The sequence below is a fragment of the Stenotrophomonas sp. WED208 genome (genome assembly GCF_040984485.1).
Classification (GTDB): domain Bacteria; phylum Pseudomonadota; class Gammaproteobacteria; order Xanthomonadales; family Xanthomonadaceae; genus Stenotrophomonas; species Stenotrophomonas riyadhensis.
The window spans coordinates 3,875,938-3,889,824 of the sequence record NZ_JAZARB010000001.1; the positions used below are offsets into that span (position 1 = coordinate 3,875,938).

The following is a 13,887-nucleotide window of genomic DNA, read 5'->3' on the forward strand; positions in this document are numbered from 1 at the left end:
CCCTATGCAAGGGATGGGGCAAGCTACCGTCCGTTTTCGCCCGAATCCGAACCGCGTGCGCCGAGCCCTCCGCCTGCTTCCCCTGCCTCTGAGCATCGCCATCAGCCTGCCGGTGATGGCCGATGAAAAGCCGCTCAACTGGGGCCTGTGCCCGGCCACCGACGTCATTCCCGCGTTCACCGACGCCCCCACCCCGGTTCCCGGCCAGGACAAGGCCAGCGCCGCCGCCGCGCGCGAGAACCAGCCGACCGACATCGAGGGTGACCAGCTGCTGGGCACCACCACGGTGCCGCAGTACGAGGGCAACGTGGCACTGCGCCGCGGCGACCAGTTCGTCGGCACCGACAAGCTCAGCTTCGATACCGAGACCGGCAACTACATTGCCGACGGCAACGTCCGCTACCAGGACGGGTCGATCCGGATGATCGCCAAGCGCGCCGAGGGCAACCAGGAAAGCGACACCCACAAGATCTCCGACATCAAGTACCAGCTGGTGTCGCGCCGGGGCAACGGCGATGCCGAATCGGTCGACCTGCAGGGCGCGGTCGGCCAGATGCACCGCTCCACCTACACCACCTGCGACCCGTCGCAGCCGGTGTGGAAGCTGTCGGCGCCGCAGATCGAAGTGGACAACGACGAAGGCTTCGGTACGGCCCGCAACGCCGTGCTGCGCATCGGCAAGGTGCCGGTGCTGTGGGCGCCGTACTTCAAGTTCCCGATCGATGATCGCCGCAAGACCGGCCTGCTGTTCCCGCAGCTGGGCATGTCCGGCCGCAACGGCGTCGACTACGCGCAGCCGATCTACTTCAATCTGGCGCCGAACTACGACGATACGCTGACCCCACGCTACATGAGCCGGCGCGGCCTGCTGCTCGACAACGAGTTCCGCTACCTCTACAACGGCGGCCGTGGCGAGGTGCTGACATCGTTCATGCCCAACGACCGCCTGCGCGACCGCGACCGCGGCCGCGTGATGTTTTCCGGTTACCACAACGTGGACGACCACTGGCAGGCCCGCGCCAACCTGGCCTGGGTCAGCGACGAGCGTTATGTCGAGGACTTCGCCAACCGCCTGGTCGGTGTGACCGCGTCCAACCTGCAGAGCACCATCGGCCTGTACGGTACCGGCAAGAACTGGACGGCCGGGATCATGGCCGACCGCTGGCAGCTGACCGACTACACGCTCAACGAGAGCGCGCTGCCCTACAACCGCCAGCCGCGCCTGTACTTCAACTGGGACAAGCCGGTCCTGCCGTGGCTGGAAACCGGCATCTACGCCGAGGCCGTGCGCTTCACCCACGACGACGTCAACTTCAAGTACGACGCCAGCGCCGGCGAGGATCTGCAGTACACGCGCAACGGCATCCAGCAGCGGTCCGGGGTCGGCGTGAGCGGTGGCTCGCGCCTGGACCTGAAGCCCTACGTGTCGTTCCCGATCAGCGGCGCGGCGTGGTACATCACCCCGACCCTGGCCTATCGCTACACGGCTTACCAGCTGGATCGCGGCCTGGTTGACGGCGTCAATGGCATCCAGGCCCAGATCCTGCGCTCGCAGGGCATCGACCCGACCACGGCCACGCCGGAACAGCTGCGCGGCAACACGTCGCCCAGCCGCAGCCTGCCGATCGGCAGCATCGACGCCGGCCTGTTCTTCGACCGCGAGACCAGCATCCGCGGCAAGTCCTTCCTGCAGACACTGGAACCGCGCCTGTTCTACCTGCGCACGCCCTACCGCAACCAGGATGAGCTGCCGATCTTCGATACCCGTGACTTCACCTTCAGCTGGGGCCAGCTGTTCCGCGATTCGCGCTACACCGGCGCCGACCGTCAGAACGATGCCAACCAGCTGACCCTGGCACTGAGTACCCGCTTCATCGACCAGACCACCGGCAAGGAGCGCTTCTCGGCCTCGATCGGCCAGATCCAGTACTTCGATGAATCGCGGGTCAGCACGACCCCGGGCGGCGCCCCGGTGGAGAAGGGCAAGTCGGCCTGGATCGCCGACGGCAACTACATGATCAACGACCGCTGGACCCTGGGCGCCACCTACCAGTGGGATCCGAAGTACAAGCGTGAGGATCTGGCCAGCGTCCGCGCCCGCTACCTGATGCCCAACGATGGCGTGATCAACCTGAGCTATCGCTACCGCATCAACGCCGGCGCCCCGGCCGGCGCCAACAAGCATGACCGGACCCTGCTGGAGCAGGCCGACCTGTCGTTCCTGTACCCGCTGAATGCGCGCTGGAGCCTGGTGGGCCGCTATTACTACTCGCTGCAGGACAAGGAACCGCTGGAAATCATCGCCGGCGTGCAGTGGGACAGCTGCTGCCTGGCCGTGCGCGCCGTGGCCCGCCGCTACGTCCGCAACCGCGAAGGCGAGATGAACAACTCCATCCAGCTGGAGTTCGTGCTCAAGGGCCTGAGCTCCATCGGCCAGGACACGGACCGCACCTTGCGCCGTGCTATCCTCGGCTACAACCGCGACGACCTCTATCTCGTGCCGCCCAGCAACACCGGGGCGACCCGGGATGACTACGATCCGAATCTGATCCCATGACCAAGCGCTTCCCCGTTCTACTCGCCTCGCTGCTGGCGGTGTCCAGCGTGTCCGCCCCCCTGCAGGTGCTTGCCCAGGAGGCGCAGCCGCTTGACCGCATCGCCGCCGTCGTCGATGAGGACGTGATCCTGCAGAGCGAGCTCCAGCGTGCGATCGCCAACATCAAGGCGCAGTACGTCGGCCGTGAAAACCAGCTGCCGCCGGAAGACGTGCTCAGCCGCCAGGTGCTCGAGCGCCTGGTGCTGGTCAAGCTGCAGGTCGCCCGTGCCCAGGGCAGCGGCATCCGTATCGGCGACCAGGAGCTGAACCAGGCGATGAATGCCATCGCCCAGCAGAACGGTTCGACCCTGGATGCCCTGCGCCAGCGCCTGGCCCATGACGGTATCGACTTCAATGATTTCCGCGCATCGGTGCGCGACGAAATCACCGTGCAGCGCCTGCGCCAGAGCTTCGCGCAGAGCCGCATCAGCGTCAGCGAGGGCGAAGTCGATGCCGCGCTGAAGCAGCAGGCCACCGTCGGTAACCAGTACCACCTGGCGCACATCCTGATCGCCCTGCCCGACGGTGCCAACGCCGACCAGATCGCCACCGGCCAGAAGAAGGCCGACGGCGTGAAGGGCCTGCTGGACAAGGGCGAGCTGGACTTCAATGCCGCCGCCGTGCGCTATTCGGACAGCCCCAACGCGCTGGAAGGCGGCGACCTCGGCTGGCGCAGCCTGGATGAAATCCCGCAGGCCTTCGCACAGCTGATGGAAAAGATGAAGCCCGGCGAAGTGGTCGGCCCGATCCGCGGCCCCAGCGGCTTCCAGCTGCTGAAGCTGGTGGACGTGCGTGATGCCAGCGCTGCAGCCAGTGGCAACACCATCACCGAGTACCACGGCCGCCATATCCTGGTGCGTGTGGATGACCACCAGACCGACGCCGCCGCCAAGGCCAAGATCGACACGCTGCGCGCCCGCATTGCCGGCGGCGCAGACTTCGAGACCGTGGCCAAGGAGTCCTCCGAGGACAACAACAGCCGAGGCCAGGGTGGCGATCTGGGCTGGTTCCCGGCCGATGCGTTCGGTCCTGCATTCGGCCAGCAGGTGTCGGGCATCCAGGATGGTGGCGTCAGCCAGCCGTTCCGCACCGATGCCGGTTGGCACATCGTGCAGCGCGTGGGCACCCGCCAGACCGACGTGACCACCGACAACCAGCGTGCCCAGGTCCGCGAGACCATCGGCCGCCGCAAGCTGGAAGACGAGTACAACCGCTTCCTGCAGGAACTGCGTGGCGAAGCCTACGTCAGCTTCCGCAGTGGCGACCGCGCGGAAAACACCGCCACCCCGCCGCAGTCCTGACCGATGCGTCCCGAGCTCGCTCTGGTACCGGGCGAGCCCGCCGGGATCGGCCCGGAGCTGTGTGTCCGCCTCGTCCAGCAGCCGCGTGAAGATTGCCGGCTGCTGGCCTTCGCCGACCCGGACACCCTGCACGCGGCCGCGGCCGCGCTGAACCTGCCCCTGCAACTGCTGCCCGAGGACGCCGAAGCACGCGTCCCCGGTGATCTGCGCCTGCGTGCCGTCCGCAACGCCGCGCCCAGCCGCTTCGGCCAGGCCGATCCGACCAATGCCGGCGCGGTCATCGGTGCCCTGCTCGGCGCCGGCCAGGCCTGCCTGTCCGGCGAACTGCACGGCGTGGTGACCGGCCCGGTGCACAAGGCGGTCATCAACGAAGGCGGCATCGCCTACAGCGGTACCACCGAACTGCTGGCCGACCAGGCCGGAGTGAAGGTGGTGATGATGCTGGCCAATCACATCGTGCGCGTGGCCCTGGCCACCACCCACCTGCCGTTGCGCGAGGTGGCCGATGCGATCACCGCACCCGGCCTGGAGCACACGCTGCGCACCGTGCATGCCGCCCTCCGCCGTGAGTTTGGCTTGGCTGCGCCGCGCATCGCCGTGCTCGGCCTGAACCCGCACGCCGGTGAAGACGGTCATCTGGGCCGCGAGGAACTGGACCTGGTCATCCCGCTGCTGCAGCGCCTGCGCACGGAGGGCATGGACCTGATCGGGCCGCTGCCGGCCGATACCGCCTTCCTGCCCGGCAAGCTGGCTGGCTTCGACACCGTGCTGGCGATGTACCACGACCAGGGCCTGCCGGTGCTGAAGTACTCAGGCTTCGAACAGGCGGTCAACCTGACCCTGGGCCTGCCCTACCCGCGCGTGGCGGTGGACCATGGCACCGCGCTGGACCTCGCCGGCCGCGGCATCGCCGATCCCTCCAGCCTGCAGGCGGCAACGACGCTGTGTGCGCAGCTTGCGCGGCAACGTACACTGAGCGCATGAATTCCCCGCATTCCCCCTCCGGCCCGGTGTTCACCGCCCCGGCCAAGAAGCAGCTTGGCCAGCATTTCCTGGCCGACCGCCACTACATCGACAAGATCGTGATGGCGGTCAACCCGAAAGATGGCGACCGCCTGGTCGAGATCGGCCCCGGCCAGGGCGCAATCACGCTGCCGCTGCTGCGCGTGCACCCCACGCTGACGGTGATCGAGTTCGACCGCGACCTGATCGCACCGCTGACCGCCGCCGCCGAACCGCTGGGCGAGCTGACCATCGTCCACCGCGATGTGCTGCGCGTGGACTTCACCGAGCTGGCCGCCGGCCAGCCGATCCGCCTGGTCGGCAACCTGCCCTACAACATCTCCTCGCCGATTCTGTTCCATGCGCTGGAACATGCTGCGGTGATCCGCGACATGCACTTCATGCTGCAGAAGGAAGTGGTCGACCGCATGGCCGCCGGTCCCGGCAGCAAGGTGTATGGCCGCCTCAGCGTGATGCTGCAGGCCTACTGCCAGGTCACGTCGCTGTTCGTGGTACCGCCGGGCGCGTTCCGGCCGCCGCCGAAGGTCGATTCGGCCGTGGTACGGCTGGTACCGCGTGACCCGGCCACGATCAACATCCACGACCACAAGCGTTTCGCCGAGGTGGTCAAGGCCGCCTTCGGCCAGCGCCGCAAGACCCTGCGCAACGCCCTGAACAACGTGGTGTCCGCCGAGCAGTTCGTCGCCGCCGGCGTGCGTCCCGATGCCCGTGCCGAACAGTTGGACGTGGCCGAATTCATCGCTTTGGCCAATGCCTCCTGATTACACTGCCGGTATGGAAGACGCTGACGTTTATGCCATCTCCGTCGAAGTCGCGCCGCGCTTCCTCGACGATCAATCCGCACCGGAAGACGGCCGCTATGCGTTCGCCTACACGATCCGCATCCACAACCAGGGGCGCGTTGCCGCGCGCCTGGTGGCACGCCACTGGCGCATCACCGATGCCAACGGCCGCGTCGAGCATGTCGATGGCGACGGGGTGATCGGCGAGCAGCCGCGCCTGCGTCCCGGTGAAGACTTCCATTACACGTCCGGTGTCATGCTGGGGACCGATCACGGGACCATGCAGGGCCACTACGACATGGTCGCCGACGATGGCACCGAATTCGCCGCGCCGGTCGCACCTTTCGTGCTGGCCATCCCGCGCACCCTGCACTGACACGGAGGCCGAACGATGAGTGTGTGGGCGATCGGCGACCTGCAGGGCTGCTATGACGTCACCCAGCGACTGCTGGAGAAGATCCGCTTCGACCCGGCGCAGGACACCCTGTGGTTCTGCGGCGATCTGGTCAACCGCGGTGGCCAGTCACTGGAAACGCTGCGGCTGGTGCACTCGCTGCGCGAGCACAGCGTGGTGGTGCTGGGCAACCACGATCTTTCGCTGCTGGCCGTGGGTGCACGCACCGAAGAGGAACAGCGCAAGGTCAACCCTGACCTGCTGCGCATCGTGCAGGCCGAGGACCGCGACGAACTGCTGGACTGGCTCCGCCTGCAGAAGCTGGTGCACGTGGACCGTGAGCTGGGCTGGATGATGGTGCATGCCGGCCTGGCGCCGAAGTGGACCACGCAGATGGCCGAGAAGCATGCCGCCGAAGTCGAAGTGCAGCTGCACGGCGCCGGCTACCGCAAGCTGTTCCGCAACATGTATGGCGACAAGCCGAGCTGGGCACCGAACCTGGCTGGCTACGACCGCTCGCGCGCGATCATCAACGTGCTCACCCGCATGCGCTACTGCACCCCACGTGGGCGCATCGGCATCGAGGACAAAGGCACGCCCGGCACGCAGGAACAGGGGCTGTACCCCTGGTTCGAAGTGCCGGGCCGGGTCGAGCGCGACCTGAAGATCGTCTGCGGCCACTGGTCCGCGCTGGGCCTGACCATCACCCAGGGCGTGCACGCCATCGACACCGGTGCGGTCTGGGGCGGCAAGCTGACCGCGATCCAGCTCGATACCGATGAACTGCGCGTGGTGCAGGTGCCAGGCCGCGATGTACCGGCACCGGTGCCCAACGCCCGCCCGCCGGCACGACCGGCCCACGAGCGCCCCGCCGCTGCGGCGCAGGGCAAGGAACAGGGCGGCGGCAACGCCTCCGCTTCCCCCCCGGGCAACCGCGGCCCGCGCCGTCGTCGTCGCCGTGGTGGCGGTGGTGGTGGCTCCGGCGGTCCCAACAACAACAGCACCCCGCCGCAGGCATGACGCGTCGCGGCTGGGCACCATGGACGGTGCTGCTGCTGACGCTGGCCCTGGCCAGCGGCTGCCAGCCCACTTCGGCCCCGGCCCCCACTGGCGGTGGAAACGCCGGTCACGCGCCATCGCAGCCGCAGGCGCCTTCACCACCACTGGTGGCAGCAGCGCGCGCGCAGATCGGCGTCACCACCCGCTACGATCCTGCTTACCAGGTGCTGGCCTATCCCGGCGGCGACGTGCCACTGGATCGCGGCGTGTGCACCGACGTGGTGGTGCGCGCCCTGCGCGAACTGGGACTGGACCTGCAGGCGCGCGTGCACGAGGACATGCGCGGCAACTTCAGTGCCTATCCAGCGATCTGGGGCCTGTCACGGCCGGACCGCAATATCGATCATCGGCGCGTACCGAACCTGATGCGCTGGTTCGAGCGGCAGGGCTGGCAGCAGCCAATTACCGCTTCCGCTGCCGACTACGCGGCGGGCGACATCGTTGCCTGGAAGCTCAACGGCAACGGCCTGCTGCATGTGGGCATCGTGTCCGACCGCCGCCGGGCCGACGGCACCCCGTTGATCCTGCACAACATCGCCCGCGGCACGCGCGAAGAGAACCTGCTGTTCCAGCACGCGATCATCGGCCATTACCGGATGCCGTAGGCAATCCTGTAGAGCCGAACCATGCTCGGCTTCGGGATGTGTCCGCGGAAAGCAGCCGAGCATGGCTCGGCTCTACAGTTGCGTTGCGATCAGCGGCGCACGTAGTGCACGAAGCGGAACGCGTAGGCGTGGCGTTCGTCGGCCGGATGCGGCACGCTGCTCACTTCCTGCCAGTCCTGCGCGTCCACCTCGGGGAAATGGGTGTCGGCAGGCACTTCGGCGTCGACCCAGGTCAGGTACAGGTCGCTGGCCTGGTCCAGCAGCTGACGGAAAATCTCGCCGCCGCCGATGATGCACAGCTCGCTGGCGCCCTCGCCTTCGGCAATTGCTTTCGCCTCGTCCAGCGACGCCACCGCACGCATGCCCTCGAACGGCACCTGGCCGCTGCGGGTCAGCACCAGGTTGGTCCGCCCCGGCAGCACGCGGCCGATCGATTCGGCGGTCTTGCGCCCCATCAGGATCGGCTTGCCCAAGGTGAGCGCCTTGAAGTGCTTGAAGTCGTCCGGCAGGTGCCAGGGCATGGCATTGCCCTGGCCGATGCCACGGTTGCGGTCCAGCGCCACGATCATCGACAGCTTCATTGCGCTCACACCGCCACCGGCGCCTTGATGGCCGGGTGCGGGTCGTAGCCGTCGATGCGGATGTCGTCGAACTGGAAGCCGAACAGGTCGGTCACCTCCGGGTTCAACCACAACTTCGGCAGCGCGCGCGGCTCACGCGACAGCTGCTCGCGGGCTTGCTCGAAGTGGTTCGAATACAGGTGCGCGTCACCCAGCGTATGCACGAAATCGCCCACGCCCAGCCCGGTGGCCTGCGCCACCATATGGGTCAGCAACGCGTAGCTGGCGATGTTGAACGGCACGCCGAGGAAGATGTCGCCGCTGCGCTGGTACAGCTGGCAGCTGAGCTTGCCGTCCACCACGTAGAACTGGAACAGGTTGTGGCACGGCATCAGCGCCATCTGCGAGAGCTCGCCCACGTTCCAGGCGCTGACCACCAGCCGGCGCGAGTCGGGGTTGCGCTTGATCTCGTCCACCAGCCACTGCATCTGGTCGATCTCGCGGCCGTCGGCGGTGGCCCAGCTGCGCCACTGCTTGCCGTAGACCGGGCCGAGGTCGCCATTCTCGTCGGCCCACTCGTCCCAGATCCGCACCTGGTTGTCCTTCAGGTAGCCGATGTTGGTGTCGCCCTTCAGGAACCACAGCAGCTCGTGGATGATCGAGCGCAGGTGCAGCTTCTTGGTGGTGACCAGCGGGAAGCCTGCGTTGAGGTCGAAGCGCATCTGCCAGCCGAACACGCTGCGGGTGCCGGTACCGGTGCGATCGCTCTTCTCCGCACCGTGTTCCAGCACGTGCGAGAGCAGGTCCAGGTAGGGCTTCATGCCTTGCCCTCCGCGGCCACCGGCAGCTGCGGCTGCAGTACCGGCGCGCGGCGCGACATCACCAGCAGCACCAGGCCGAAGGCGATCAGCGGCAGGCTGAGGATCTGGCCACGGGTCAGCCAGTCGAAGGCCACGTAAACGCCGTTGTCGGGCATGCGCACGAACTCGACGGCGAAGCGGAACAGGCCGTACATCAGCGCGAACAGGCCACCGACCAGGTAGCGATGACGCGGCTTGGCCGACACCGTCCACAGCACCACGAACATCACCAGCCCTTCCAGGAACGCTTCATACAGCTGCGAGGGATGGCGTGCGAACTGATTCAGCGCGCCGGTGGCGAACTGCGCCTGCAGCGTCGCATGGTCCAGCTGGTTCAGCGGGGCCGGCAGGCCGGACGGGAACACCACGCCCCAGCTACCGTCGGTGTACTTGCCCCACAGCTCGGCACCGATGAAGTTGCCGATACGGCCGAAGCCCAGGCCCAGCGGCACCAGCGGCGCCATGAAGTCCATGGTGTCGAAGAAGTGCAGCTTGTGCTTGCGCGACCACCACCAGCAGGCGGCAATCACGCCCAGCAGGCCACCGTGGAAGCTCATGCCACCGTCCCACACCTTGAACAGCAGCAGCGGGTTGTGCAGGAAATCGCCCAGCGCGTAGAACAGCATGTAGCCGATGCGTCCGCCCAGCACCACGCCGAGCATGGCGTAGAACAGCAGGTCCGAGAAGCCGTTGGCATCGACACCCGGCAGGCGCCCGTCGGCGATGCGCTTGCGGCCCAGCAGCCAGGCCGCAGTGAAGCCGAGCAGGTACATGATGCCGTACCAGTGCACCTTGATCGGCCCCAGCGAGAGGGCGATGGGGTCGATGTCGTGGAAATAGATCATGGAAGGTGCCTTGCGGTTGAACGTCTATTCTCGGGCCAGTGCCGCCCCGGCTCAACCAAGGATCTGCGGCGAGTTCGGCAACGCGTCATCGTTCGACCGCGTCGAGGCCGGAAAGTGCCCTTCCACCAGGCTGGAGACCTCATCGATCGCATCCTGCAGCGCTTCCACCGGGTTGGACCCGCGCAGCCCCTCGCGCAGGTGGGTGCAGACACGCTGCCACTGCGCCGGGCTGACCCGGCCGTGCAGGCCCCGGTCGGCGACGATCTCGATCGCGTGGTCGGCCAGCAGCAGGTAGATCAGTACACCGTTGTTGTGGGTGGTATCCCAGGTGCGCAGGCGGGCGAAGGCATGCTCGGCGGCCTGGCGCGGGGTGACCCTGTGCCACAGCGCGGCCAGCGGCAGGTCCGCTTCCACCGCGAACATCACCTGCCCACCGTGGCGCTGCTCACCGGCCGCGATGGCCTCGGTGATCGCCTGCAATGTGGCGGGCGGGAACGCGCGCCGTACTGACGGCGAAAACACGTGCCGACACAGACGTTGGATCATCACCAGCCCCCCGAAGCACCGCCACCACCGGAGCGGCCACCACCGCCACCCCAGCCGCCGCCGCCACCGAATCCACCTCCTCCGCCGAAACCGCCTCCTCCGCCCCAGCTGCCGCCGCCCCAGCCGCCGCCACCGGCGAAACGGCCCGGGTGACCAGAGAGCATCGCCACGATCAGGCCGACCACGCCGGCCAGGCCACTGGCCAGCAGCGTGGAGGTGAACAGGAACGCCGCCAGCGCCGCACCCGCGCCGCCGAGCAGGCCGCGCAGCGGACGTGGCACGCGCGAGAACACGCCGCGCAGGATGCTGCCGGCGAACACACCGATGAACAGCGCCAGGAACCAGGTATCGCCGCCACCGCCGGGCTCCCGCCCGCGATGGCCGCTGACCGGTGCCGGCAGCGTTTCGCCGTCGATCAGCTTGACCAGCACCGCCGTGGCATCGGTGATGCCGCCGGCGTAGTCGCCACTGCGGAAACGCGGCACCAGGTACTCCTGGATGACGCGGTTGGCGATGGCATCAGGAATCGCACCCTCCAGGCCGTAGCCGGGTTCGATGCGCACGCGCCGGTCATCCTTGGCCACCACCAGCAGCACGCCGTCATCCACGCCCTTGCGGCCGATCTGCCATTGGTCGAAGACCCGCGTGGTGTACTGCGCGATGTCCTCCGGCTGGGTGCTGGGCACCACCAGCACCTGCAGCTGGCTGCCCTTGCGCTGCTGCAGGTCAGTCGCCTGCTGCACCAGTGCCTGCTTCTGCGTGGCGTCCAGCGTGCCGGTGGTATCGACCACCGGCGAATCCAGCGCCGGAATCGGCGCCAGCTGCTGCGCCTGCGACGCCAGCGGCAGCCACAGCAGCAGGGCCAGCAGCGCAGTGGCCAGGCGCATCGGTCAGTGGCCCGGCTGCGGTGCCGGCTGCTGCTGCGGCGCGTTGCCGAAATCGACCGCCGGCGCGTTGGAGATCTGCGCTTCGTTGTCCACGGTGAAGTTCGGCTTGGTCTTGTAGCCGAAGATCTTGGCGGTGATCACCTGCGGGAACGAGCGGATGTAGGTGTTGTAGTCCTGCACCTGCTGGATATAGCGGCCGCGGGCGACGGTGACCCGGTTCTCGGTACCTTCCAGCTGCGCCTGCAGGTCGCGGAAGTTCTGGTTGGACTTCAGTTCCGGATAGTTCTCGGTGACCACCAGCAGCCGCGACAGCGCGCTGCCAAGTTCGCCCTGGGCCTGCTGGAACTGCTTGAGCGAGGCTTCGTCGTCGGCGTTGACGTTGATCTGGCCGACGCGCGAACGGGCGTTGGTGACTTCGGTCAACACGCGCTCTTCCTGGCTGGCGAAGCCTTTCACGGTCTGCACCAGGTTGGGCACCAGGTCGGCGCGGCGCTTGTACTGGTTGATGACCTCCGACCAGCTGGCCTTGACCGCTTCATCCTTCTGCTGGATGGCGTTGTAGCCGCAGCCGGAGAGCAGGGAGGCCAACAGCATCAGGGGCAGGACGCGGGTGAACAGGCGCATGGCGGAGGTTCCGGGTGGGCTTGGCGCCGAGCATGCCATGGTTCGGGTGAAAGACCGGCCATCGGGCGCCGCCCCCTCCGCGGTGGGTTGTTTGCTGGTTCTCTTGGGTTGGCCGGGAGGGTGGGTTGGCTGGGGGACGCCGTGAATACGTCCATGTAGGCTCGGTCGCCGCTTGCTCGTGTGCGCTGTCCTGCGCACACGGCAAGACCGGGGTTGGGCGTCCTGCCCAACCCGCCCGAGGCATGCCTCGGGCCCATGGCGCTCACGCCCCCAGCCAACCCACCCTCCCGGCCACGGACAATTTCCTGCGCACCGCGGGAAGATCAAAAGAAAAATCAAAAGCAAAAGCCGGTTCTTCAGGCATTCGTGTCGACCAAGGTCGACACCTACCAGAGCGGAACGCCGTTCCGACAGACCGCGGGAATCTGTCGAAGGCGGGGTGGGTCCGGTTGAGGGGGCGTGAGCCGCATGGATGCGGCGACCGAGCTTACATGGACGTACTTGCAGCGTCCCCCTCAACCGGACCCACCCCGCCATCCCACGGAATGCAAGCTGTTGCTGTTGCTGTTGCAGTTGCAGTGGCCTCGGCGGGTGCAGGGCTGCAAGCCCTGCCGGAAACCCACATCACTCAGCAAGCCTCAGCCACCGCCGTGCGAGGACGCCCCAGCCACGCCAGCAACAACCCCGAGGCCGCCAGCAGGCCACCGGCCACCGGAATCGCGGCGTAGCCCAGGCCCGAACTGATCACCGCACCGCCCAGCGCCGCACCCACGGCATTGCCCAGGTTGAACGCACCGACGTTGATCGACGACGCCAGGCCCGGCGCCTCGCTGGCCGCCTGCATCACCCGGATCTGCAACGGCGGCACGATCGCAAAAGTCGCGGCACCGAACAGCAGCACCCCCAGCGCCGCAGTGGCGTGGTGCATGAAGGCCAGCGGCAGTACGAACATCAGCACGGCCAGGACCGCCAGCAGGATGCGGGTGGCGCCATCCAGCGACCAGTCAGCCATGCGCCCGCCGATGCCGTTGCCGAAGGTGAAGCCGATGCCGATCAGCGCCAGCGACATCGCGATGAAGGCGTTGGAGGCACCGGTCAGCTCGGTCAGCACCGGCGCCACGTAGGTGTAGAGGGTGAACATCGCACCGGCACCGAGCACGGTGGTGGCCATCGCCAACAGCACCTGCGGCTGCAGGATCGCCTTCAGTTCGCGGCGCACGTCCGGGCGCGCATCGGGTGCGGATGCCGGCAGCGCCAGGCCCAGCGCAGTGATCGCCACCAGGCCCAGCACCGCCGTGCCGGCGAAGGACAGGCGCCAGCCCAGCTGCTGGCCGACCCAGGTCGCCAGCGGCACGCCACCAATGTTGGCGATGGTCAGGCCCATGAACATGGTGGCCACGGCGGCAGCCTGCTTTTCCTTCGGCACCAGGCTGGCGGCGACCACCGCACCGATGCCGAAGAAGGCACCGTGGTTGAGGCTGGTGACCAGGCGCGACAACAGCAGCAGGCCGTAGTTCGGCGCCAGTGCGGACAACAGGTTGCCGACCACGAAGATCGACATCAGCAGCATCAGCGCAGTGCGTTTGCCGAAGCGTCCCATCAGCAGGGTCATCACCGGTGCGCCCAGCATCACGCCCACGGCGTAGGCGGTGATCAGCATGCCAGCGGTGGGGATGTTCACGCCGACGCCGTCGGCAATGACCGGCAGCAGGCCCATCGGGGCGAATTCAGTGGTGCCAATGGCGAAAGCGCCGACGGCGAGGGCCAACAGAGCGGCTCTGGAGTTCATGGGGTCATCCTGCGTG

Annotated in this window: 13 protein-coding genes and 1 pseudogene; 7 read left to right on the forward strand and 7 right to left on the reverse strand. The window is 67.5% G+C overall.

Features of this window, described 5'->3' with window-relative positions; genetic code table 11:
- Nucleotides 1-55 precede the first annotated feature (55 nt).
- The 7 genes and pseudogenes from lptD to VPH47_RS17765 all read left to right on the forward strand — a co-directional run bounded on the left by lptD (nt 56) and on the right by VPH47_RS17765 (nt 7,760).
- Nucleotides 56-2,557 carry an LPS-assembly protein LptD gene (gene lptD, locus VPH47_RS17735; protein ID WP_368851379.1) on the forward strand — a complete coding sequence of 834 codons (2,502 nt, stop codon included), beginning with the start codon at nt 56-58 and terminating at the stop codon, nt 2,555-2,557.
- A pseudogene (locus VPH47_RS17740) lies at nt 2,554-3,882 on the forward strand (peptidylprolyl isomerase); the annotation flags it as partial. The gene lptD and the pseudogene VPH47_RS17740, both read left to right, overlap by 4 nt.
- An 18-nt stretch (nt 3,883-3,900) precedes the next feature.
- Nucleotides 3,901-4,881 (forward strand): 4-hydroxythreonine-4-phosphate dehydrogenase PdxA, encoded by a 981-nt coding sequence (gene pdxA / locus VPH47_RS17745; RefSeq protein ID WP_368851380.1) that lies wholly within the window; start codon nt 3,901-3,903, stop codon nt 4,879-4,881.
- Complete coding sequence (rsmA, locus tag VPH47_RS17750) at nt 4,878-5,681, forward strand: 16S rRNA (adenine(1518)-N(6)/adenine(1519)-N(6))-dimethyltransferase RsmA (protein ID WP_180847905.1); 804 nt, start codon at nt 4,878-4,880, stop codon at nt 5,679-5,681. The genes pdxA and rsmA overlap by 4 nt, the downstream gene beginning before the upstream one ends.
- A gap of 13 nt (nt 5,682-5,694) precedes the next feature.
- Complete coding sequence (gene apaG, locus VPH47_RS17755; protein WP_005412297.1) at nt 5,695-6,078, forward strand: Co2+/Mg2+ efflux protein ApaG; 384 nt, start codon at nt 5,695-5,697, stop codon at nt 6,076-6,078.
- A 15-nt stretch (nt 6,079-6,093) separates the two neighbouring features.
- A complete protein-coding gene (locus tag VPH47_RS17760) occupies nt 6,094-7,116 on the forward strand; it encodes a symmetrical bis(5'-nucleosyl)-tetraphosphatase (RefSeq protein WP_197611195.1) in 1,023 nt (340 codons plus the stop codon).
- Nucleotides 7,113-7,760, forward strand: a complete 648-nt coding sequence (locus VPH47_RS17765) for a DUF1287 domain-containing protein (protein ID WP_368851381.1) — start codon at nt 7,113-7,115, stop codon at nt 7,758-7,760. The genes VPH47_RS17760 and VPH47_RS17765 overlap by 4 nt, the downstream gene beginning before the upstream one ends.
- A gap of 89 nt (nt 7,761-7,849) precedes the next feature.
- Here VPH47_RS17765 and VPH47_RS17770 read toward each other — a convergent pair whose 3' ends face one another.
- The 7 genes from VPH47_RS17770 to VPH47_RS17800 form a co-directional block, all read right to left on the reverse strand.
- Nucleotides 7,850-8,341, reverse strand: coding sequence for a dihydrofolate reductase (locus VPH47_RS17770; RefSeq protein ID WP_368851382.1), 492 nt, complete (start codon nt 8,339-8,341; stop codon nt 7,850-7,852).
- 5 nt (nt 8,342-8,346) lie between these two features.
- On the reverse strand, nt 8,347-9,141 hold the full coding sequence (locus VPH47_RS17775) for a thymidylate synthase (RefSeq protein ID WP_368851383.1): 795 nt from the start codon (nt 9,139-9,141) through the stop codon (nt 8,347-8,349).
- Nucleotides 9,138-10,025 (reverse strand): prolipoprotein diacylglyceryl transferase, encoded by an 888-nt coding sequence (gene lgt / locus VPH47_RS17780; protein WP_368851384.1) that lies wholly within the window; start codon nt 10,023-10,025, stop codon nt 9,138-9,140. Before lgt ends, VPH47_RS17775 begins: the two co-directional genes overlap by 4 nt.
- Nucleotides 10,026-10,076: 51 nt before the next feature.
- Nucleotides 10,077-10,571 carry a TPM domain-containing protein gene (locus VPH47_RS17785; protein ID WP_368851385.1) on the reverse strand — a complete coding sequence of 165 codons (495 nt, stop codon included), beginning with the start codon at nt 10,569-10,571 and terminating at the stop codon, nt 10,077-10,079.
- Nucleotides 10,571-11,458: a YgcG family protein gene (locus VPH47_RS17790; RefSeq protein ID WP_368851386.1), complete on the reverse strand. Its 888-nt coding sequence runs from the start codon at nt 11,456-11,458 to the stop codon at nt 10,571-10,573. The genes VPH47_RS17785 and VPH47_RS17790 overlap by 1 nt, the downstream gene beginning before the upstream one ends.
- A gap of 3 nt (nt 11,459-11,461) precedes the next feature.
- A complete protein-coding gene (locus VPH47_RS17795; protein ID WP_049460899.1) occupies nt 11,462-12,082 on the reverse strand; it encodes a LemA family protein in 621 nt (206 codons plus the stop codon).
- A 628-nt stretch (nt 12,083-12,710) separates the two neighbouring features.
- On the reverse strand, nt 12,711-13,871 hold the full coding sequence (locus VPH47_RS17800) for an MFS transporter (RefSeq protein ID WP_368851387.1): 1,161 nt from the start codon (nt 13,869-13,871) through the stop codon (nt 12,711-12,713).
- Between the last annotated feature and the right edge of the window lie 16 nt (nt 13,872-13,887).